15 protein-coding genes are annotated in these 22,459 nt (G+C 56.8%); 4 read left to right on the plus strand and 11 right to left on the minus strand.

Going from position 1 to position 22,459, the window contains the following annotated elements:
• Nucleotides 1-45 precede the first annotated feature (45 nt).
• The 8 genes from ACSC94_RS10670 to cmk all read right to left on the minus strand — a co-directional run bounded on the left by ACSC94_RS10670 (nt 46) and on the right by cmk (nt 8,420).
• Nucleotides 46-1,317: a bifunctional folylpolyglutamate synthase/dihydrofolate synthase gene (locus tag ACSC94_RS10670; protein ID WP_435640821.1), complete on the minus strand. Its 1,272-nt coding sequence runs from the start codon at nt 1,315-1,317 to the stop codon at nt 46-48.
• A 66-nt stretch (nt 1,318-1,383) separates the two neighbouring features.
• The gene (gene accD / locus ACSC94_RS10675) at nt 1,384-2,496 is read right to left on the minus strand and encodes an acetyl-CoA carboxylase, carboxyltransferase subunit beta (protein ID WP_435640822.1); all 1,113 of its coding nucleotides are present in this window, start codon (nt 2,494-2,496) and stop codon (nt 1,384-1,386) included.
• Between the two features lie 139 nt (nt 2,497-2,635).
• Entirely contained in the window at nt 2,636-3,271 is a 636-nt protein-coding gene (locus tag ACSC94_RS10680) for a hypothetical protein (protein ID WP_435640823.1), read from the minus strand.
• 86 nt (nt 3,272-3,357) lie between these two features.
• Entirely contained in the window at nt 3,358-4,044 is a 687-nt protein-coding gene (locus ACSC94_RS10685) for a YdcF family protein (RefSeq protein WP_435640824.1), read from the minus strand.
• 173 nt (nt 4,045-4,217) lie between these two features.
• The gene (pyrF, locus tag ACSC94_RS10690; RefSeq protein WP_435640825.1) at nt 4,218-4,931 is read right to left on the minus strand and encodes an orotidine-5'-phosphate decarboxylase; all 714 of its coding nucleotides are present in this window, start codon (nt 4,929-4,931) and stop codon (nt 4,218-4,220) included.
• 265 nt (nt 4,932-5,196) lie between these two features.
• A complete protein-coding gene (gene ihfB, locus ACSC94_RS10695) occupies nt 5,197-5,505 on the minus strand; it encodes an integration host factor subunit beta (RefSeq protein ID WP_435640826.1) in 309 nt (102 codons plus the stop codon).
• 273 nt (nt 5,506-5,778) lie between these two features.
• Nucleotides 5,779-7,494 carry a 30S ribosomal protein S1 gene (rpsA, locus tag ACSC94_RS10700; RefSeq protein WP_435640827.1) on the minus strand — a complete coding sequence of 572 codons (1,716 nt, stop codon included), beginning with the start codon at nt 7,492-7,494 and terminating at the stop codon, nt 5,779-5,781.
• Nucleotides 7,495-7,730: 236 nt separating this feature from the next.
• Entirely contained in the window at nt 7,731-8,420 is a 690-nt protein-coding gene (gene cmk / locus ACSC94_RS10705; protein ID WP_435640828.1) for a (d)CMP kinase, read from the minus strand.
• 214 nt (nt 8,421-8,634) lie between these two features.
• Here cmk and ACSC94_RS10710 point away from each other — a divergent pair, with 214 nt between their 5' ends.
• The 4 genes from ACSC94_RS10710 (at nt 8,635) to ACSC94_RS10725 (ending at nt 17,106) form a co-directional block, all read left to right on the plus strand.
• Complete coding sequence (locus ACSC94_RS10710; RefSeq protein WP_435640829.1) at nt 8,635-10,383, plus strand: RCC1 domain-containing protein; 1,749 nt, start codon at nt 8,635-8,637, stop codon at nt 10,381-10,383.
• 61 nt (nt 10,384-10,444) lie between these two features.
• Nucleotides 10,445-12,049: a hypothetical protein gene (locus ACSC94_RS10715; RefSeq protein WP_435640830.1), complete on the plus strand. Its 1,605-nt coding sequence runs from the start codon at nt 10,445-10,447 to the stop codon at nt 12,047-12,049.
• A gap of 302 nt (nt 12,050-12,351) precedes the next feature.
• The gene (locus ACSC94_RS10720; protein WP_435640831.1) at nt 12,352-14,196 is read left to right on the plus strand and encodes an Lcl domain-containing protein; all 1,845 of its coding nucleotides are present in this window, start codon (nt 12,352-12,354) and stop codon (nt 14,194-14,196) included.
• A 180-nt stretch (nt 14,197-14,376) separates the two neighbouring features.
• Entirely contained in the window at nt 14,377-17,106 is a 2,730-nt protein-coding gene (locus tag ACSC94_RS10725; RefSeq protein WP_435640832.1) for a beta strand repeat-containing protein, read from the plus strand.
• A 7-nt stretch (nt 17,107-17,113) separates the two neighbouring features.
• Here the strand turns inward: ACSC94_RS10725 and aroA are convergent, their stop codons facing one another.
• The 3 genes from aroA to ACSC94_RS10740 form a co-directional block, all read right to left on the minus strand.
• Entirely contained in the window at nt 17,114-18,457 is a 1,344-nt protein-coding gene (gene aroA, locus ACSC94_RS10730) for a 3-phosphoshikimate 1-carboxyvinyltransferase (RefSeq protein ID WP_435640833.1), read from the minus strand.
• A gap of 85 nt (nt 18,458-18,542) precedes the next feature.
• Nucleotides 18,543-20,723, minus strand: a complete 2,181-nt coding sequence (locus ACSC94_RS10735; RefSeq protein WP_435640834.1) for a putative bifunctional diguanylate cyclase/phosphodiesterase — start codon at nt 20,721-20,723, stop codon at nt 18,543-18,545.
• Nucleotides 20,724-21,012: 289 nt separating this feature from the next.
• On the minus strand, nt 21,013-22,368 hold the full coding sequence (locus ACSC94_RS10740) for a dihydroorotase (RefSeq protein WP_435640835.1): 1,356 nt from the start codon (nt 22,366-22,368) through the stop codon (nt 21,013-21,015).
• Nucleotides 22,369-22,459: the final 91 nt, after the last annotated feature.

Here is a 22,459-nt window from a genome sequence, read left to right on the forward strand (position 1 = left end):
TGAAAAGGGCGCGTTTGTGAAAAAATCGTGATCTTTTGCCCTTATTTACGAAAATGGGACCTGCGCCAGTGTGTGGCCCGCGAGATAGAGCGATCCCGCCACCACAATGCGCCCCGGCGGGTGCGTGGCGATCAGGTTTGTCACGGCGGTGTGCAGATCCGGCGCGCATGTAACGGCGCTGGCCCCATGACCCTGCCACAGCGGGGCCAGTGTGGCGGGGTCATGGCTTTTGCCCCCTTCGCTGCCCGGCACGGGGATCAGGGTGATGCTGGCGATTCCGGGGACCGCGCTGGCCAGTGGGGCGATGAATCGCGCCGCATCCTTGTGCCCCATCATGCCGATAATCAAATGGGTGCCTTGTCCACCCTGCGTATACCAAGTGGCGATGTGCCGGGCCAAAACGATGGCGCCGCTGTCATTATGGGCGCCGTCCACCCACATCTCCCATGGTGCGGGGGCGGCGGGGTGTGCAATACGCTGCAACCGCCCCGGCCAATGCGCAGTGCGCAGGCCGTGGTGCATGGCATCAACAGGCACGGGGCAGGCCGTTTGCGCGCGCAATGTGGCAATGGCCAGGCCTGCATTATCAATCTGATGCGCGCCAACCATGGTGGGGTGGGGCAGGGCGGACAGCGTTTCCCCGCCCACCGTCATCGCCCATGATGAATCGGTCACGTCATGCACATGCCAATCCCGCCCCATAATCACCGTGGGGGCGTTAAGCGCGGCGGCGCGGTTTTCAATGACGCGGATGGCGGCGGGGGCATCGTCCATCATCTGTGCCCCAACCACGCAGGGCACGCCGTGTTTGATAATACCCGCTTTTTCTGCCGCGATCTGCTCCAGCGTCTCCCCCAGCCACGCCGTGTGGTCATAGGACAATGTGGTAATGGCCGTGGCGACGGGGTGTTCGACGACATTGGTGGAATCCAGTCGCCCGCCCAACCCCGTTTCCAGCAGGATGATGTCCCCCGGCGTGCGAGCAAAGGCGGCAAACGCCGCCGCCGTGGTGATTTCAAAGAAGCTTTTGTCCGGGTCGTCCTGCGCCGCGTCCAGTACTTCATCCAGCAGCGTTTTTAACAACACATCGTCAATGGGGTGCCCATTCAGGACGATGCGCTCATTAAAATGGATCAAATGCGGTGATGTATAGGTGTGGACGCTGTGTCCCGCCGCTTCCAGCATTGCGCGCATAAAGGCGATACTGGACCCCTTGCCGTTCGTGCCCGCGACATGAATAACGGGCGACAGGTTTTTATGTGGGTTGCCCAGCCGATCCAGCAGCGCAAAAAATTCAGGCCGGATGGAATGATCCATCCGGCCATTTTTTCGAAGGCTGAAAATGTGATTCAGCGTGTCCTGCAAACCAACCTGCTTGTGGGGTTAAACCGCAGTTTTGCGGATGGTTTTGGCGGTCATGGCGGCGCGCTTCTTGGTCATCTTCGCGGCCACTTTCTTTTTTACCGATGGCAGTTTGGCGACATTGCGCGCGGCTTTCGCGGCGTTGGAAATATCGGCCTTGCTGCCTTTGCCCGATCCGTTCACGGATTTGCTGCCCTTGCCACGGCTACCACCACGGGCTTCTTCACGGCCCGTGCGGTTCATCAACAGGTTCAGGATGCGTGACAATGTGGAATGCAAATCCTTGCGCATCACGACCATGTCGATCATGCCGTGATCCAGCAGATATTCGGCGGTTTGGAATCCCGGCGGCAATTCTTCGCGGATGGTTTCCTGAATAACGCGCTTCCCGGCGAAGCCGATCATGCAACCCGGCTCGGCGATCTGAATGTCGCCAACCATGGCGAAGGATGCACTGACCCCGCCCGTTGTCGGGTCGGCCAGCAAAACGATGTAGGGCAGCTTCGCGTCCTTCACCATTTCCACGGCGATAATCGTGCGCGGCATCTGCATCAGCGACAACGCGCCTTCCTGCATACGGGCCCCGCCCGATGACGGAATAACCATGAACGCGGAATGGGTGCGTACGGCTTCTTCGGCGGCGCGCACAATGCCTTCACCAACGCCCGCGCCCATCGATCCACCCATGAAGGAAAAATCGAATGCGGCGCACACAACCGGCTGGCCGCCGATGGTGCCGGTGGCAATCACAATGGCGTCTTCGCGTTTGGATTTGCCTTGGGCTTCTTTCAACCGCGCGGCATAGGCCTTGCGGTCCTTGAATTTCAGCGGATCAACAGGAACATGCGGGGCGCGAATTTCGCTCCACTCGCCATCATCGAACAGGATGTTCAAGCGTTGATCGACGTCGATCTTCAAATGATGTCCGCAATGGGTGCAGACATTCATGTTCTCATCCAGATCGCGGTGGAACAACATGCCATCGCACGACGGGCATTTCTGCCACAGATTATCGGGCATGTCCTTTTGTTGTGAAACAAAGGACCGGATCTTCGGACGAATGAAATTGCTCAGCCAGTTCATGCCTGCAACACTGCCTTCTTTAAAGTGGGTCAGATGATCATGTCTGATCATTACGCTCCCGCTGATTTTAAAAGGGATCAGCCGGGGCGTCTTTATCCCCCAAGCCGGGGGTGATTGTCAAGGAAAGTGCAATTATGACAATATGAAAGCCGCCCAAAAGGGCGGTTTTCTTACGTTTTAAAACAAAAGGTTAGGATGCGGTCGTCGCCGTGGCCAGCCCGCGCAAGGGCGGGGAATGAAGCTGCGGATTCTTCCGCAGGGTGCGCTGCATCTGGTCCGATGTCATCCACCGGAAGACCTGTGCACAAGACCGCTGGTTCTCGGCGGTACCAATCAGCATGGGGTGCGTGGGCGCCCCGTATTTCAACGCATCGAATAATTGTTCGAACGCGTCATACAAATTCAAATCATGGCCGATATTGAAATCCAGAAAACCACGCTGCGCTGGCATCTTGCCATTATCATGTAACGCCAGAACACGGTCGTCGTGATAATAAATGGCAAAGACCAGCGGCCCCAGAACGCCATCTTCCTTGTAGCAGAGGCGTTGATCCAGACACGGCGTAATGTCGCGCTCGACCAGCATGTGCAACGTGTCCGTCCGCAATTCACCCAGCAAATTGCGCAACCGCGCGGCATAGGTCGATGTTCCGTGCGAAACGGATGATGGTGCCAAACCCTGATGCGTGTCAGCGCGCAATAAAGATCGCCGGACCAAAACGGCAATCAAATCCTTTTGTGTCAGCGGTATGGTGTTGTCGTCTGTAAGTTTGTTTGTGAAAAGCACGTTAAAGAAATGCCGCAAGGCAGCCGATACATCAAACATGATACGCAGTCCCCGTTTTAAACCCTGAAGAGTATCCTAATAAGCGGGGCTTACAGGAAGCTTTCATGCGGATTCGTATTTGTAAATCAGGGGCTTGCGTGGTGTTGGCCGGGTTGCGGCAAGGCGCGGGCCATGGTGTTGATGGCGTCAATATCCACGTCTTTCAACCATCCATTGGCCATGTACGGCGCAATTTTGGCCCATTCACGCAAAACAACGCGGCGGAATTCTGTGTGCGTGTAAAAATCCTGCGCGGGCACCGGGAATTTGTTTCCGGTGGCGTGCATGGCAAACACTTCGGGCCAGCGGCGCGCGGCGGTCATCATGGTGCGCCGTCCGGCGGTGATGTTGCCCACGGTAATGATGGTGTGGATTTGATCCATCTCGCCACGCTGCATCATCATCCGGCGGGCATAAACGATATTTTCCTGCGTGTTCGTCGCGCGGTTTTCCAACAGGATGGATTGATCGGGAACGCCATTTTCAATCAGGATCCGCCGCATCATTTCGGCTTCGGTTTCCTGCGGCGTGGCCTTCACGCGGCCCGATACGATGAAACGGTTCGCGTATCCGTCATGGAACAATTGCGCGCCGCGCTGGGCGATGGCGGGTGTGGTTTTCACACTGCCGCACAACACGGCCAGATCGGCCACGGCCAGTTCTGTTTCCTCAATCAGAAGATAGGCATGAACGGCCCGGTAAAACGCATGCCGCAACGCCCCGCGCACGGCAGGGCAAGACGGTGGAAAATCGGGCGATGCGTTACGATCCATAAGACCGTGATTAGGCGAGGGGGGCGGGGATGTCCAGAAAAAACGTGGGATTGCCGGGCTCTTTCCAACCAATTGCTAGTCCCTCTCCCTAGCCCTCTCCCAGAGGGAGAGGGAACAATCCCGTGATGAAGCCCCTCTCCCTCTGGGAGAGGGGTTGGGGAGAGGGTGGTGGATCAGGATAGGGATTCAACAATCATTTGTGTCGCTGCGGCCGGGTCGGCGGCCCCGGTAATCGGGCGGCCAATGACCAGATGGCTGGCTCCGGCGGCGAGGGCTTCATCCGGGGTCATAATGCGCTTCTGATCCCCGGACTCCGTTCCGGCGGGGCGAATGCCCGGCACCATCAACGTGAAAGCGGGGCCAAGGCGGTTGCGCAACGGGGCAATTTCATGGGCGGAACACACTACGCCGTCCAATCCCGACTCTTGCGTCAACGTGGCCAGACGGATCACTTGCGCGGCCACATCATCGCCTTGCCCAACGGCGCTCAGGGTCGGGGCATCAAAACTGGTCAGGATGGTGACGGCCAGCAAGCGCGGCGGCGTGATGTTCAACCGGACGGCTTCGTCCATCAATGCCTCGCGTCCCGCCCGCATCATCTCCGCCCCGCCAGCGGCGTGGACATTGACGAAGGCGGGACGTGTTTTGGCCACCGTGCGCAATGCGGCGGCCACCGTGTTGGGAATATCGTGGAACTTCAAATCCAGAAACAGCGCCGTATCCGGTGCTTCATCCATCACGCGGCGCACGCCGTCGGGCCCGTGCGTGCAGAAAAATTCCAACCCCAGTTTGATGCCGCCCGTCACCGGCCCAATCTGCGCCGCCAGCGTTTTGGCGCGGTCCAGATCCGGTGTGTCGATGGCGCAGAAGATGGTGGGGGTTGTCATTGTGCGGGCCTGTGATTGTTTGTGAATGAAATTTACCACAAAGCCATCAGGGCACAAAGATACACCAAGGACGCATCGCGCTCCCTCTCCCATGGGGAGAGGGTTGCGGTGAGGGGGGACATGGCTTGTGAGGGGAGTGGGTGGTGCAAGAGAATTGGCATGATAACCCCTCCCCTAACCCCCTCCCTCAGGGAGGGGGGATAAAAAAGACCGAATAAAAAGGGCGCATTCTCTGCGCCCTTTTTTAAAATTCTATCCGCCCGGATTAAAATTCGCTGTCATCCCCGTCGGACACGCCGCCATTCAGGCGTTCGCGCAGGGCTTTGCCGGTTTTGAAGAAGGGCAGGCGTTTCGCATCGACATCGACGCTTTCGCCGGTGCGCGGGTTGCGGCCCGTGCGGGCTTCGCGTTCTTTCACGGAAAATGCGCCAAAACCGCGCAGTTCAACGCGGTCGCCCACGACCAGCGCCTTGGTGATTTCTTCGAAGATGGTGTCGACGATTTTCTCAACGTCCCGCATGTAAAGGTGCGGGTTGCGCTCTGCGAGCTTCTGAATCAGTTCCGATTTGGTCATCGCCTTCAAATCCCTTGTGTTTTTATGCGCGGGTCACGCGCTGGGTCTTTGTCTGGGGTATTTCTTAAGGATGCCCCATTTCCCCCGCGCCCGTCAAGTGAAACCCATTGATTGAAAAGGATTTTTTAAGGAATTGGGGTGGTTTTTTAACCCCCGATCCCCCCGAATCCGTGGTTTTGTGCGGGATTCAGGTGAATCAATGTGTTAACGCGGATATGAAAAAACCCCGCTGGTTTTCACCAACGGGGTTTTCCACGTGTTCAGGCGAAGCGATTAGTCTTCGTCTTTTTTCGATTTCAGGGCTGCGCCCAGAATGTCGCCCAAGGACGCACCCGAATCGGACGAACCAAAGGCAGCCATGGCTTCTTTGTCTTCGTCGATTTCGCGTTGCTTGATCGATAGGCTCAGCTTGCGGGACTTCTTGTCGGCGCTCAGAACTTTCGCATCGACTTTTTCGCCAACGGCGAAACGGTCGGGGCGTTGTTCGGAACGTTCACGGGACAGATCGGCCTTCTTGATGAAGCCGGTCACGTTGTCGCTGACGTTTACTTCCAGACCGTTTGCGGTCACTTCGGTAATCGTGCAGGTCACAACGGCGCCCTTGTTGAAGCCGTCCAATGCACCAGCGTTCGGATCTTCACCCGACAGTTGCTTGATGCCCAGAGCAACGCGTTCTTTGTCAGCCTCGACTTCGAGGATCTTGACCTTCACGGAGTCACCCTTGTTGTACTGCTTCAGAGCGTCTTCGCCCGTTACATCCCAAGCGATATCGGACATGTGAACCATGCCGTCGATGTCGCCCGGCAGACCGACAAACAGGCCGAACTCGGTGATGTTGCGGACTTCGCCGTCCAGAACATCGCCAGCCTTGTTTTTCGCTGCGAAGTCTTTCCACGGGTTTTCCGTGGTTTGTTTCAGGCCCAGGCTGATCCGGCGTTTTTCCTGATCAACATCCAGAACCATAACTTCGACTTCTTGGGACGTGGACACGATCTTGCCCGGATGAACGTTTTTCTTCGTCCAGGACATTTCAGATACGTGAACCAGACCTTCGATCCCGGATTCCAGTTCAACAAATGCACCGTAATCGGTGATGTTGTTGACGCGGCCCGTGACTTTCTGGCCAACCGGGTATTTCGCTGCAATGCCATCCCACGGATCGCTTTCCAGCTGTTTCATACCCAGGCTGATGCGCTGGTTTTCTTCGTTGTAACGGATCACCTGAACCTGAATGTTCTGACCGATGGTCAGCATCTCGGACGGGTGGTTTACGCGTTTCCACGAAATGTCGGTGACGTGCAACAAGCCGTCGACACCGCCCAGATCAACGAACGCGCCGTAATCGGTGATGTTCTTGACGATACCGGTCAGGACCTGGCCTTCGCGCAGGTTGCCCAACAGATCCGAACGAGCGGATTCGCGGGACTCTTCCAGAACGGCACGACGGGAAACAACGATGTTGCCACGTTGACGATCCATTTTCAGGATGTGGAACGGTTGCGGTGTGCCCATCAACGGACCAACATCGCGCACGGGGCGGATATCGACCTGTGAACCCGGCAGGAATGCAACGGCGCCGCCCAGATCGACGGTGAAACCGCCCTTGACGCGACCGAAGATAACGCCCGTAACACGTTCGGCTTTCTCGGTGGATTTTTCCAATTCGGCCCAGACTTCTTCACGACGGGCTTTCTCACGGGACAGGGCAGTTTCCCCGTCACGGTTTTCCATGCGCTCAACGAACACTTCAACAATGTCGCCGGTTTTCACTTCCGGATCTTCACCCGGACGCGAGAATTCACGCAAGGAGACGCGGCCTTCGGATTTCAGGCCGACATCGATGATGACGAATTCGCTGTCAACATTGATAACGCGGCCTTTAACGACGGACCCGTCGAACGATTTTTGTGGTCCCAAAACTTCGCTCAGAAGTTTCGAGAAGTCTGAGTTTTCACTCAGGTCTTTCAGATTTGCGGCTGGTTTTGCCATGATTTAGTTTCCTTTACTTGGTCGGCGTGATCGCAAGAGGATTCCCCCGTCCGGCTGACCCCGTTTCAGTGAAGAAAGCGGGGAGTGACGGACGCTTGTCGCTGCCAGAGATTCATTGCGTCGTGTCTCATGTGGATAAATCCACATCAGACGGGCTGGTTGTATCGGGCAAAGCCGCAGAAATCAACCATTTTCATGGAATTTTGTGATTCTTTTTCAAGGGCTTGCGGGAGCGGTTACGCGTTCGGCAGGGTCTTGCGCACATGGTCCATGGCCAAAGCCACAACCGCCTCAACCCCCAGGCTGGTCGTGTCGATCACAACGGCGTCCGGGGCGATGGTCATGGGGGCGTCCTTGCGGCCCATGTCGCGGGCGTCGCGGATTTTCATGTCCTCTAAAACCTGTTCAAATTCAATGGCTTCGCCGTTGCCAAGCAGCTCCTTGTGGCGGCGGCCCGCGCGGGTTTCAACCGCCGCGTCGACATAGAATTTCACCGGGGCGTCGGGGCAGATAAAGGTCGTAATGTCCCGCCCGTCCAAAATGGCCCCCTTGGCCGGGGTCCCGTCCGCCAAAGCGGGCGGATGGGTGGCGAATCCGCGCTGTAAATCGGTCAGCGCGCTGCGCACCCCCGGCACGGCGGCAACGACGGACGCGTATTTCCCGGCCTGTGCCGTGCGGATGGCTGGGTCTTTAAGGGATTGAAGATCAAGGTTTTTTTGTAGGTTTTGCGCGGCTTGAATGGCCGTATCTGCATCCCCGGGATCGCCCCCGGCGGCCAGCACATCCACCGCCACCTTGCGGTACAACGTGCCCGTATCCAGATAGGCAAACCCCAACGCCTCCGCCAGCCGCCGGGCCAATGTGCCCTTGCCGCTGGCCGCGGTGCCGTCGATTGCGATGATGGGCGTGGCGCTGTGTGTTGTCATAGTGGGCAGAATTGGGGGATTTGGGGTGTTTTGTAAAGCCTAAAAAAGCCGGGTTTTATAGATTTATCAATCTATTCTGGTACACTGGATTGATATGTTTCAGGGGGCAGTGGGGGCCATCCTTATGTGTTTTTATCGCAATTTTCCGGAATCCAAAATCACGCGCGGGCGCCTCTTGCGCTGGGTGGGTGGTTTTGCGGTTTTGTTTTTGTTGATGTTCCCTAGCTCTGCACAGGCCGCGTGCTCCACCCCGACGGGGGCGGCGGGGGATGTGATCTGGTCTTCGGCGTCCAACACGCCGGCTTATTGTAACGACACAAGCTGGGTTGCCTTTCCAAAGGGTGTGGTGGTGTCTTCAAATGCCTATGTAAGCGCGAATAACGCAGTGTCCTGTGGCCTGCGGCCCAGCGGGGCGCTCTATTGCTGGGGGTTGGGCTACACCAGCTCTCCGGTTCAACAATGGTCAGACAGTTGGGGCAGCGTCAGTGCGGGGGGCTCTTACGTATGTGGTTTGCGCTCAGGTGCGTTGTATTGCTGGGGATCAAACGCAAATGGTCGAACCGGGTTAGGGACGACGACGGGCGCACAGGCCACGCCGGCGCAGGTCGGGGTGGCCACGGATTGGAGCTTCGTGCGCACGGGCAGTGACTTTACGTGCGGTGTCCAGGGCGGCGCGCTGTATTGCTGGGGAAATAACAGCAGCGCAAAAACGGGGTTGGGAACAAGTACAGGGAGCCAGACGACTCCGGCTCAGGTGGGTGCGGACACCGACTGGCTGACGGTGAGCGGCGATCTGCGACATGCCTGCGGCATCCGCTCGGGCCAGCTCTATTGCTGGGGCGAGAATGCAAACGGTAAAACGGGCTTGGGGACGACAACAGGAAACCAGATGACACCAGCGCAGGTTGGGGTGGCCACGGACTGGACGGCGATCAGCGCCGGGTGGAGCCATGCCTGCGGCATTCGATCCGGATCGCTCTATTGTTGGGGTGAAAATCTCAACGGTCGAACGGGCCTGGGAACGACGACCGGAAACCAGACAACGCCGGCGCAGGTTGGGGCGGCCACGGACTGGGATTCGGTGAGTGTGTATCAATATCATTCCTGTGGGATACGCTCCGGCGGTGCTTTGTATTGTTGGGGATCAAACGGCTCTGGGCGGACGGGTTTTGGTACAACATCGGGTAACACATTGACCCCGGCGCAAGTTGGGGCGGACCCAGATTGGGATATGGTCAGCGCAGGCAACAACCATACATGCGGCGTACGCGGACCGGATGTGTATTGTTGGGGTTCGAATCTGAATGGCGTGACCGGTCTTGGGGTGACATCGGGCACCCAGTCAACGCCCGCCTTGACCATGCCTGGCGCGGCGGGCTGTTTGAATCCTGCGGGGGCTGTCGGCGATGTTGTCTACAATACGACCAGCCACGTCCTGCAATATTGCGACGGCGATGGTTGGTACGCAGCGGGATCGCCGGGGAATGGTGGCGCGGGATGTTCGAATCCGGCCGGTGTTGCCGGTGATGTTGCTTACAATGCCACGCACAATGTCTTGCAATATTGCGAGGGCGATGCCTGGGTGGCGATTGGTGATTTTGTTCCGTCATGGTGTAGCGGTGTCGTGGTTGGGGGGTATTGCTGGTATGTCAGTGCGCTGAACCAGAGCTGCGATGCGGCCTGCGCCTCACGGGGCGGTGTGAATTCTACGGGCGTTATCAACTATGCGGGCAGTTCCGGGACGCTGGCGAATTGCACGGCCGTGGTACAGGCCCTTGTTCCCGGTATTCCGGCGCCGAGCAATAATGGTGCGGCTCAGGCTGTTGGGTGTGCGATTGCCAATATCGGCGGACCGAGCGGGCCAAATCCGCTTCTGGATATTCCTGTGCGATATAATTTGACGCCGACCACAACGGCTGCGAGCTATAGCACGATGTGGCGCGTGTGTGCGTGTAACAACTAAGAATATGAATTTTCAACGGGATGTTTTTAAGATGCGGCGGATAAAATCAAAGATTTTCTTGTTGGCACTCATCTCTTGCGCCTTTTTGGGGGGCGGCGCGGCCCATGCTGCATGCTCCAATCCGGTGGGTGCGGCGGGTGATCTGATCTGGAACAGCGCGGCCAAGTCCCCGGCTTTTTGCAACGACACCAACTGGGTTGGTTTTCCCAAGGGTGGGTTTGCGTGGAGCTCTCCGGCCGCGGGATCAATCATGAATAACCCCAGCCCCACCAACGACGATCAATTCGGCAGTTCGGTTTCAGTGTCCGGCAATCTGGTTCTGGTGGGTGCGGTTTTTGATGAATCGGACGGCGTGAGCGGGACAGCGAACGCCGGGCGAGCCTATGTCTACGATATGGATACGGGGGCGCTGATTTCAACATTGAACAACCCGACGCCGAATGCCAATGATTATTTCGGTGGCTTTGTGGGTTTGTCTGGAAATCTGGCGCTGGTTGCGGCTGAGAACGATGAATCGAACGGCACCAGTGGAACGGCGAATGCGGGCCGTGCCTATGTGTTCAATGCGACAACGGGGGCATTGGTCACGACGCTGAACAACCCCAGTTCGAATGCGGATGATAATTTTGGTTTTACGGCGGGTATGTCCGGCAATCTGGCCGCCATCGGCGCGCCGAATGATGAATCCGACGGTGGTGCCGGTGTCGGTAACGCGGGTCGCGCGTATGTATTCGATGCGACGACGGGGGCGCTGGTGTCGACATTGAACAACCCAACCCCGCACGCCAGTGACCAATTTGGTTTTGCGGTCGCGATTGATGGTGATCTGGTCGCGGTCGGCGCGGCCAATGATGCGGCGGATGGCACCAGCGGTGTCGCATCCGGCCGCGCTTACGTCTTTAATGCGTGGACGGGGGCGCTGGTCACGGCCCTGAATAACCCCAGCCCCAATGCCACGGATTATTTTTCGAACACGATTGCCATTTCCGGGAACCGTGTCGTGGTTGGTGCGCCGTGGGATGAATCCGATGGCAATGCCGGGGTCGCCGAGGCTGGCCGTGCCTATGTGTTTAATGCAACAACGGGCGCGCTGATATCAACATTGAATAACCCGACTCCGCATGTTCAGGATTATTTCGGCGTCTCCGTATCGATTTCCGGCAGTATCGCCGCGGTGGGCGTGCCGTATGATGAGGCGGATGGTGGATCGGGCACGGCGAATGCGGGCCGTGTGTATTTGTTTAATGCCGATACTGGCGTCTTGCTTGCGACCATTAACAACCCCAGCCCCAACACGCTGGACTGGTTCGGCAACGCGGTGTCGATCGATGATCAGCGTTTGGCTGTTGCGGCCCCGCTGGATGAATCGGATGGCGCTTCGGGCACGGCGGATGCGGGGCGTGTTTATTCTTTTGACGCGACGCCGGGCACAACATCATGCCTGACGCCTGCGGGCGCGGAGGGCGATATTCTTTACAACGCCACCACACATGCGCTGCAATATTGTGATGGGCATGGTTGGTATAGCGTCGCCCCCGATGGTAATGGCGGGGCCGGGTGTAGCAACCCGACCGGTGCCGAGGGCGATCTGGTCTACAATGCCACCCACACCGTGATGCAGTATTGCGAGGGCGATCAGTGGGTCGCGATTGGTGGCTGGCAGTAAAAGGCGTTTTTTAGATTTATCAATAATTATGCTACGCTGAATGCGTGTGCGGGGGTTCATTCGTGGCTGTGATTTTATCTTTTTTCAAACGATCCATTTTTTCGGTTGGGGTGCTTGCCGCCTTCACTCTGCTGTGGCCCGCTCCCGCCCACGCGGCCTGTACATCTCCGGCGGGGGATGCGGGGGATTTGATCTGGTCTTCGGCGTCCAATGCGCCCGCTTATTGCAATGATACGGATTGGGTTGGGTTTCCAAATGCGAGTGGGGCGGCTTCGTGGTCCTCGCCTTCCTTAAGCCAAACTTTGAGTAACCCTACGCCGGCGGCGGGGGATGAGTTCGGCTATGATGTCGATATTGATGGCGGTCTTGTTGTGGTTGGCGCCTATTCCGATGATCCTGGTGGAATCAGCAATGCCGGATCCGCTTACGTTTTTGATGCTACGACAGGCGCGTTGGTTTCTACGTTAAGCAACCCCTCCCCTGTGGCAACGGATAGTTTTGGGTGGTCTGTCGGAATTTCCGGCAATCTGGTCGTGGTTGGGGCGTATGGAGATGACACAGGTGCAAGCAGCGCGGGCATTGTCTATGTTTTCAACGCCACGACGGGTGTGTTGGTGTCAACATTGAACAACCCATCTCCGACAGCGTTCGACGGTTTTGGCTGGTCCGTAGATATATCGGGCTCGCTGGCTGTAGTAGGTGCCTATGCTGATGACCCGGGTGGGGTTAGCAATACGGGGGCAGCCTATGTCTTTGATGCTAATACCGGCGCGTTGGTGTCAACGTTGAGTAATCCGAATCCGGCTGCGGCGGATAATTTTGGCTATGTTGTTGCTATATCGGGCACGCGGGCCCTTGTCGCTTCGCGTTTCGATGATCCCGGCGGGCTCTCCAGCGCGGGGGCAGCCTATGTCTTTGATGCTAATACAGGGGTTTTGATTCGTGAGTTGATTGATCCGGATCGCGCGGCGGATAATTATTTTGGGGACTCAATTGATCTGGATGGTGATATTGCGGCGGTTGGTGCACCGGGCCATGATCTGCCGGGCGGTCAAGGGGCTGTGTATCTTTTTGATGTAACGGATGGGTCCGTTCTGCATACGATTACTTCGCCAGTGCCTGCTGATGAATATATTGGGAACAGTGTGTCTTTGTCTGATGGTCGCGTTCTTGTGGGATCGGTGTGGACGGACATGCCTGGTGGGGTTTGGTACGTCGGGCGGGCTTATCTTTACGATATTTCAACGGGGGGGATGATCTCCACTATCGATAACCCTGATCCGTCGGGGAATGAATTTTTTGGCCTGCCATCAGCGTTGTCGGGTGATGTGGCGGCGTTATCGGTTTACAGGGATAGTGGATCAATAGGGGTGGCTTATCTTTTTGCTCCCGGCACGGGCGGTGGATGCACCAATCCGGTTGGGGTTGTTGGCGACATTCTTTACAACACCACCAGCCATGTTCTGCAATATTGCGACGGCTCGGGATGGATTGGGTCGGGGCCGGTGGGTGATGGCGGCGGTGGGTGTACCGATCCGGTCGGTGACGCCGGGGACATCGTCTACAATTCTTCCCACAATTACCTGCAATATTGCGAAGGCGATGACTGGATCGGAATCGGGCGCAAGGATGTTTCTGAAATCCCGCCAACCGGGTGTCCGGTGATTGGTAATACGTGCAGTGATGGTTCCATTTACGCGGGCCTAACGCCGGATGGTAATGCGCCGATGTATGCGGCGGCCTCGAATGCGCCGACGCAAATGAATTGGGACAACGGCTTGGGCAATAACATCGACACGACGATTGTGAACTGTACCAGCGGGGTGCAAACCGCCTGTGACACGGGCGAGGCCAACACGACGTTTCTGGCCGGGTTGGTGAACGCGGCGGCACCTTATGCGGCGGCCACGTATTGCCAAGATCTGGTTGCTCATGGCCGCAGCGACTGGTATCTGCCGGCGTTGAATGAATTGCAGTTGATCTATACCAATCTGTATCTGGGGGGATTCGGCGGGCTGACCAACCATGATTATTGGTCCTCTTCGGAACAGAGCGACGACAGCGGCAAGAACATCTATTTTGGCGACGGGAACACCTATAACGGCGGTAAGTCCAATGATTTCCGCGTTCGTTGCGTGCGGAAATAATCCTGTTTTTATCCTTCTGGATCAGGTGGTTCCACCCATAGGGCTGGAGCCATATCCAAAAGCATAGGATGACTGGCGGTCGCCATAAACCAAACTATCTCAATCCTATAGTTTAAAAAGGGTCCAACCCAGCGCTTGGGTGGACTCCATTCGGGTTTATGGCGTAGGCGTATTCTGGGTATGGTTGCATATTCTGCGGGCGCGGTATGGCGCAGGGCTTTGTTTCGGCCCCTGACATATGGTGCTGTTTTATTTCTGTCGGGTATTCTCTCCCTCTTCTCCACGGCCGCGTTTGCGGCCTGCTCCTCTCCGTCCGGTGTCGCAGGTGATTTGATCTGGGACAATACCGCCAATGCGCCGTCTTATTGTAATGATACGGACTGGGTGCATTTTCCATCCGGATCGTCCGGCGACACGTATGTTGCGACGATGTTGTTCAATAACCCGTCGGCGGTGGCGGATGATGATTTTGGGGCGTCGCTGGGCATTTCGGACGGCAAGGTTGCTGTTGGTGTCCGAATGCGTGATCCCGGGGGCGTCAGCAATGCCGGGCGTGCGTTTGTTTTTGATGTGGAAAGCGGCGCGCGTTTAAGCACGCTGGCCAACCCCGACCCAACCGCGGGCGATCAATTTGGGCATGGTGCGGACATTGATGGAAATTTGGTTGCTGTCGGCGCCCCGGTCAATACTGTTGGTGGGTCTAACCAGGCGGGTTCGGTCTATGTCCTCAATGCATCAACGGGCGCGCTGATTTCGACACTGGACAATCCGGCGCCGGATGTCATGGATTGGACGGGGTACGATGTTGCCATTTCCGGCACGACCGTTGTTGCGGGCACACCGCGCAATGGGGCCGGTGATCATGGATCTGTGCATGTGTTCAATGGAGCGACGGGCGCATTTTTGCGCGGATGGAACGCGCCCGATCAAACCGATGGGGATTGGTTTGGAACCGCTGTCGATATTGATGGCGATTTGATTGTCGTCGGCTCGCCGCAAAAAGATCCTGGTGGCGTTGCTGATGCGGGTGGTGCGTATGTTTTTCGGGCGTCGACGGGCGCTCTGGTTGCCACGTTGAATAATCCATCTCCTGGGGCGAACGACAATTTTGGCCGGGCGGTCGCCATTTTTGGAACCACGGTTGTTGTTGGTGCGTATGGCGATACATCGGGCGGTGTTGCCAATGCGGGTGCGGCCTATGTGTTTGATGCAACAACGGGGGCCCTGCGCGCAACGCTGGAGAACCCCAATCCGGCGGCAAATGACAATTTTGGCATGGCGGTCGCGGTGAGCGGATCCAAGGCCGTGGTTGGCGCGCGTTGGGACGATGTTGATGGTTTTACTGATGTGGGCGCAACGTATGTTTTCAACGTCACGACCGGCGTGTTGATTGATACGATTAAAAATCCGTCCCCGGCGTCCAATGCGACATTCGGCTCGCAGGTGGAGATAGAAGGCGACACAATCGTTGTTTCGGCGCGTGCGGGCATGTCATCGGGTGTAGCCAATGCCGGGGTTGTTTATGTGTTTAACACTGGGCGTGCCTTGTTTCAAAATCCAGATGTTTCCACGCAAATTGATAACCCTTTCCCCGAGGCCAATGATCGATTTGCGACCAGTGTGAGCGCGTCGGGCGCGCTTATTCTGGTCGGTGCGTACCAAGCCAATCCTGGCGGGCTTGATAATGCGGGTGCGGCCTATGTCTTCAACCGTATGACCGGATCTTTGGTTTCGACGTTGAATAATCCAACGCCAGCGGTCAGTGATGTGTTCGGTTGGGAGGTGGCGTTGGATGACAATATTGCCGTGGTTGGCGCCAATCAGGACGACCCCGGCGGAGTTGTTGATGCGGGGTCGGCTTATGTTTTTGATGCCACGACGGGGTCTTTGCTGTTTACGTTGAATAACCCGGCCCCGCAAACAACGGATGTTTTTGGGATCAATGTGCGAATTGATGGAAATTTAATCGCCGTTGGGGCCACGCTGGATAATCCGGGTGGGGTCAATGATGCGGGCAGTGTTTATATCTTTAATGCTACGACGGGTGCGTTGATGACAACGATTCCCAATCCTGCCCCAGCGGTCGGGGACCGCTTTGCTGGCGGTTTGGATATATCTGGCAATCTGGTTGCTGTGGGGGCGTATTGGGATGACCCGGGCGGAATTGCGGATTCCGGTACGGCCTATGTTTTTAACGCCACCACGGGCGCGCTGGTCAGTACGCTGAATAACCCTGTTCCGGCGTCCGGTGATGAATTCGGATACGAAGTCAAGATAGACGGCGATCTTGTGGTTGTTGGCGCATGGCACAATGACCCGGATGGGGTTTCTGATGCGGGTGTGGCGTATGTTTTTAATGCGACAACCGGGGCCTTTGTATCAACATTGGTGAACCCAACACCCGCGATCAGCGACCATTTTGGCGCGCGCCTGTCTATTGATGGAACAACTGTTTTTGTTTCGGCCCACGTCAAAGATGTGGGTGGCGTCGCGGATGCGGGTGTCGTTTATGTTTTTGATGCTTTAACCGGGGCCTTGATCGACACAATTGAAAACCCCGATCCGGCGGCCAGTGATTCCTTTGGTCGGGCTGTGTCTGCGGATTCGGGATCTGTTGTGATTGGGGCGCTGAACAATCAGGTGGGTGCCGTGCTGGGTGCGGGGTCCGTGTATGTTTATGCACCGACATGCGCAACGCCCGCGGGTGTCGTGGGCGATATCACCTACAACACAACATCCCACGTCCTGCAATATTGCACGGGCGGCGATTGGGTTGGGGCTGGTCCGGCGGGTGATGGTGGCGCGGGTTGTGCCAGTCCGGCGGGTGTTGAGGGGGATTTGATGTATAATTCCGACCACAATTATCTGCAATATTGCGAAGGCGATACATGGCGCGGTATTGGGTTTTAGGGTGTAACTAACACGCGTCCATATCCGCGCCCAGATCGCGCAGCAATTTCACGAACGTTGGAAAGCTTGTGGTGATCGGGGATGTGTCATCGACGCTCACTGGGTCTGTGCTGGCCAGCCCCATGATCAGGAAGCTCATGGCAATACGGTGATCCAAGGCGGTTTCAATATCCGCGCCGCCTTGCGGGGCGTGCCCGCTGCCATGGATGGTCAGGCTATCTTCGCCTGCTTCAACATTCACGCCGCATGCGTCCAATCCCGTGGCCATCATGGCCAGACGGTCGCTTTCCTTCACGCGCAATTCGGCCAGATTGGTCATGGTGGTGGTGCCGCTGGCAAAGGCGGCGGCGATGGACAGAATGGGGATTTCATCAATCATGCTGGGCACGCGGTCCGGCGGCACCGTGATGCCCTGTAATGTTCCGGTATAGCGCACGACAATATCGGCGGTTTGTTCGCCCGCCTCGGTGCGGATGTTTTTAAATTCAATATCCGCGCCCATTTCCTTCAATGTGTCGTACAGCCCAATGCGGCGCGCATTGATGCCAATGTGGGGCAGGGTGATGTCCGACCCCGGAACGATCAGGGCCGCAACGGTCAAAAACGCGGCGGATGATGGGTCGCCCGGCACATCGACGGCGCATCCTTGCAACACGTGGCCGCCATCGACATGAATGGCATCGACCAGCCCGCCAATTTTTTCAATGCGGACCGGAACGCCAAAATGGCGCAGCATATTTTCCGTGTGGTCGCGCGTGGGGTGTTCCTCAATCACGGTTGTTGTGCCATTGGCGCGCAAACCGGCCAGCAGGATAGCGGATTTCACCTGCGCCGATGCGACGGGCAGTGTGTATTTAATGGGCTTCAGTGAATCGCTGCCACGCAGGGCCAGGGGTAATTTTCCACCATCACGGGCCAGAAACACCGCGCCCATCTGTTCCAGCGGGGTGATAACGCGGCCCATCGGGCGCTTCACCAGGGACGCATCGCCCGTGAACGTGGCGGTGACGGCATGCCCGGCAATAATCCCGGCCAGCAGGCGTGTCGATGTACCGGAATTGCCCATGTCCAACACATGATCGGGGCTGTGCAATCCCTTGGTGCCCACGCCATGCACGCGCCACAGCCCATCATCACCCGATGATATGCGCGCCCCCATGGCAGACAACGCGGCGGCCGTGGCCAGGACGTCGCTACCTTCCAGCAGGCCGGAAATAATGGTTTCGCCGTGGGCCAGCGCACCAAACATCAACGCGCGGTGTGAAATGGATTTATCACCGGGAATGCGAACATGGCCCGTCAAAGGCTGGCATTGGCGGGATGTCATCGGCTGGTGCATCGAGGGGCGCATAAATGTTCAAAATCCATCATGAAAAAAAGGGAGCATTGCGGCTCCCTCTTTTGTAATCCTTCTGGTCTTGAAAGCCAAGATCGGCTCAGCCATCAAATTGCGATAAATTGCCGTCATAACTGGTAATAAAGCTCTTGAATTTTACCAGCGGGATCGGGCGGGAGTAACGGAAGCCCTGCACCTCATCACATCCTTCTTTGATCAGGAAGGCTTCATGTTCGCGGGTTTCTACGCCCTCGGCGATGACTTTCAGGTTCAACGAATGGCCCAGGCTCACGATCGTTTTGGCAATTGCCGCATCATCCGGGTTGTTCAGCGCATTGCGGATAAAAGACTGGTCAATTTTCAAGCGGTCAATCGGGAATTGGCGCAGGTACGACAGGGATGAATAGCCCGTACCAAAGTCATCAATGGCCAGCTCAACGCCCAACCCGTGCAGATCCTGCAACGTATGAATGGTGTGCTGGATATCGTCCATAAACACGCTTTCCGTGACTTCCAATTCCAGCATTTTCGGATTCAGGCCTGTTTTATTCAGGATGTCGCGGACATAGGCGACGAGATCGCTTTGATAAAACTGCGCGCCCGATACGTTGATGGCGATGCGGATATCGTGGCCATTGCGGTTCCATTCCGCTGCGGCTTCGCACGCTTGTGCCAGAACCCATTCGCCAATCGGTACGATCAACCCGGATTGTTCCGCCACCGGAATGAAATCGGCCGGGGAAATATAGGCGCCGCCTTCCTTGCTGTTGTCCGGTTTGAACCAGCGCAGCAGGGCCTCGGCCCCAATCACCTTGCCGGTTTTCAAATCCAGTTGCGGCTGGTAATGCAGATCCAATTGATTTTTGTCCAAGGCTTCGCGCAGGTCGCGCAGCATCTGGAATCGCTGCTGAACGGCACGGTCGAAATCTTCGGAATATTCCTTGACCTGATCGCGCCCTTCTTCTTTCGCGCGGTTCAGGGCGATGTCAGCGTTTTTCAACACCTGATCCGGGTCGATGCCATCATCCGGGAATGTGGCCACGCCGATGGATGCGCGAATCTGGAATTGTTCATTGAACACGCGGAACGGTTCGGACCGGATCACGCCCATGACGCGGTCGGCGATATCACGCGCCACCAACCCGCCCGACAGGGCGACGGTAATGGCAAATTCATCCTCGCCCGACCGGGCGACGGTTGCGGATTCGGGCAGGGAGCTGCGCAAACGTTTGCCAACGGCCCGCAAAATGGCATCGCCAATATTGTGGCCCATGGTGTCGTTGACGTCCTTGAAATGGTCAAGGTCGAGCGCGACAACGGCGAACCGCGTCATATTATCGGCGGCGTCGCGGCTGCGGGCGTGTTCGTTCAAATTCATCACGAACTGTGTCCGGTTTGGCAATCCGGTCAGCGTATCAAAATATGCCAGCTTGTGAATCTGGTCTTCGGCTGCGGCGCGGATGCGGCGAATATTGTCGGCATTTTGTTCGATCAGATTGTGGGACAGCGCAATGGCCCCACCGATTTCATCGGTCGGATCGTACGGTGAATCCGGCAATTGCGGGTTTTCCGGGTGTTCCGCCGCGACACGCAGATTGTTGCGCATGAACATCACGGGTTCCAGAAGCCAGCGGCCCAACGCCACCATCAATACGGTCGTCACAAACGCGGACATCAACATCATGATGGTCAATGTCTGCTTCACATACGCAATCACCTGCGGCTGTACGGCGGAGGCGTCGATGCGCACTACTATATTATAAGGACGACCCAATGCCGATGGGCGGAACACCGTTTCATATGTGTCGCCATTATTGGTGCGCAATGTGCGCGTCACGCTGTTGGGGTCGCTGAGCGTGATGGTGGTTGGTTCGCCATAGCTGCGCAGGAAGTTTAAATCGGCGGCATAAATCGAAATCCCGCGCACTTTCGTGGTGGACAGCAACCGGCGAATGCCCGTGTCGTTCAATGGTGATGTGTAATAATCCGGCACATCTTCGATCATCAGGGGAACGATGGCCGTGCGTGCCGTGTCCGACAATTCCGCCAGACGGTCATTGGCATAGCTGTTCACCGTGATCCACAGCGTAAAGACCTGCACGATCAGGATGGTCAAAAACACAACCATGGCAATACGCCAGCTCAGCCGGCTGCGCCAGATTTGCGCCGGAGAATAAAGGAGCTGGTCGGTCAGGCTGCGCTTTTTAACCTGTGTTCTATTTCGCTTCGCCTTGGCCACAGTTGAAAACCCGCTCGAGTGAATTCGGGATTGAAGATGCATTTTAGACCGTAATCCCACACATAAAACTATACGTTACAAAGCTGTTGAATTTGTGCGCAGGAAGGCCCCATCCGCCCGGTAAGGCGGGCAATGAAACCCCACACACGAGTCTGATTATGGCCGCGAAGTGTTAAAAACCACTTTAAAAACGGCAAAGAAAGGGTAAAGAAACGCCCTGTAACACCCTGATTTTCAATATTTATCAGGGTTTGCTAAAAAATTTTACGTTTTTGATTAAAATTTTTCGCAATTTGCATCCATCTCTGCAAACCAAAGAAAGCCGGGCGGTTCACAGACTTTCCCGGAATCGCACCGGAACCCCGAGGGGTGTGCCGATCAATTCATCCTCGCGCATGACGATATGGCCGCGAACCACGGTCATCATCGGCCACCCGGTGACGGCCATCCCGTCATAGGGGGTCCACCCGCATTTCGATTTTTGCTGGGCGTTGGTAATGGTGCGCTCCGCTTTCAAATCGACAATCGTGAAATCGGCATCATACCCCAGGGCGATGCGTCCCTTGTTGGCGATTTGGTGAATGCGTTGCGGGCCATAACTGACCAGCTCGACAAAACGCTCCAAACTTAACCGCCCTGCATGAATGTGGTTCAGCATGACGGGCACCAACGTCTGCACGCCCGGCGTGCCACTGGGGCTGGCGGGATAGGTTTGGTTTTTTTCATCGATCGTATGCGCGGCATGGTCGGACCCCAGAATATCGATCAACCCATTATTCACCGCCGCCCACAACGCGTCTTGATGCCGTTGTTCACGAATCGGCGGGTTTTGCTGGGCCAATGTCCCCAGCCGTTCGTAACACTCCGGCGCGGCAAAGGTCAGGTGGTTGGGCAATACTTCGCAACTGGCGATGTCTTTGTTGTCCTTAATAATCTCCAGCTCTTCCGCCGTGCTGATATGCAGAATATGCACCCGCCGCCCGGTTTTACGGGCCAGCCGGATCAACCGTGTCGTGGCCGACACGCACGATTCAACCGATCGCCAGACGGGATGCAAGCGCACATCGTTACTGTCGCCCAGCAAGGTGTCCTTGTTCGCATTCATCATGGCTTCGTCTTCGGCGTGGGCGGCGACGACGCGTTTGCCATGGCGCAGGATGTTTTCAATATGTTCATCCTCCGCACACAATAAATCACCCGTGGATGACCCCATGAAAATCTTGATGCCGCACACACCGGGTAAATTTTCCCATGCGGCCAATTGGGCCGCGTTGTTTGCCGTGCCGCCGAAATAAAACGCATAATCCACCCACGGGGCGCGGGCGGCCATCTGCATTTTATCGGCCAGCGTCTCCGGCGTGATGGTCAGCGGTTTGACATTGGGCATTTCGAAAATGGCGGTCACGCCACCGCATGCCGCGGCCATGGTGCCGTGTTCAATATCTTCCTTGTGCGTCAATCCGGGTTCGCGGAAATGCACCTGCGTGTCAATGACACCGGGCAGGATATGCAGCCCCGCGCAATCCACCCGATTCGCGGTTTTTGCGGTTCTTAAGTCGCCAATAGCGACAATCCGTCCATCCCGCACACCCACATCCGTCATGACCCGCCCGCCGGGCGTCATCACCGTGCCGTGGCTCAGAATCAGGTCAAAACCGGGTGTTTCAAAGGCGGGGGCTTGGGTCATAGCGGGGGCCTGTGATATGATTAAGGTCACGTTTTTACACGGAAATTTAAGGTCCGTACGGCGATAATAGGCGGCAGGGGTCCAAAGGAAA

The organism is Micavibrio aeruginosavorus (assembly GCF_051245535.1).
GTDB classification, from domain to species: Bacteria; Pseudomonadota; Alphaproteobacteria; order Micavibrionales; family Micavibrionaceae; genus Micavibrio; species Micavibrio aeruginosavorus_D.

Excerpts from the sequence above, each read along its gene's own strand:
- ACSC94_RS10670 (WP_435640821.1), bottom strand. The coding sequence starts at position 1,317 with ATGGATCATTCCATCCGGCCTGAATTTTTTGCGCTGCTGGATCGGCTG.
- accD (WP_435640822.1), bottom strand. The coding sequence starts at position 2,496 with ATGATCAGACATGATCATCTGACCCACTTTAAAGAAGGCAGTGTTGCA.
- ACSC94_RS10680 (WP_435640823.1), bottom strand. The coding sequence starts at position 3,271 with ATGTTTGATGTATCGGCTGCCTTGCGGCATTTCTTTAACGTGCTTTTC.
- ACSC94_RS10685 (WP_435640824.1), bottom strand. The coding sequence starts at position 4,044 with ATGGATCGTAACGCATCGCCCGATTTTCCACCGTCTTGCCCTGCCGTG.
- pyrF (WP_435640825.1), bottom strand. The coding sequence starts at position 4,931 with ATGACAACCCCCACCATCTTCTGCGCCATCGACACACCGGATCTGGAC.
- ihfB (WP_435640826.1), bottom strand. The coding sequence starts at position 5,505 with ATGACCAAATCGGAACTGATTCAGAAGCTCGCAGAGCGCAACCCGCAC.
- rpsA (WP_435640827.1), bottom strand. The coding sequence starts at position 7,494 with ATGGCAAAACCAGCCGCAAATCTGAAAGACCTGAGTGAAAACTCAGAC.
- cmk (WP_435640828.1), bottom strand. The coding sequence starts at position 8,420 with ATGACAACACACAGCGCCACGCCCATCATCGCAATCGACGGCACCGCG.
- ACSC94_RS10710 (WP_435640829.1), top strand. The coding sequence starts at position 8,635 with ATGTTCCCTAGCTCTGCACAGGCCGCGTGCTCCACCCCGACGGGGGCG.
- ACSC94_RS10725 (WP_435640832.1), top strand. The coding sequence starts at position 14,377 with ATGGTTGCATATTCTGCGGGCGCGGTATGGCGCAGGGCTTTGTTTCGG.
- aroA (WP_435640833.1), bottom strand. The coding sequence starts at position 18,457 with ATGCGCCCCTCGATGCACCAGCCGATGACATCCCGCCAATGCCAGCCT.
- ACSC94_RS10735 (WP_435640834.1), bottom strand. The coding sequence starts at position 20,723 with ATGCATCTTCAATCCCGAATTCACTCGAGCGGGTTTTCAACTGTGGCC.
- ACSC94_RS10740 (WP_435640835.1), bottom strand. The coding sequence starts at position 22,368 with ATGACCCAAGCCCCCGCCTTTGAAACACCCGGTTTTGACCTGATTCTG.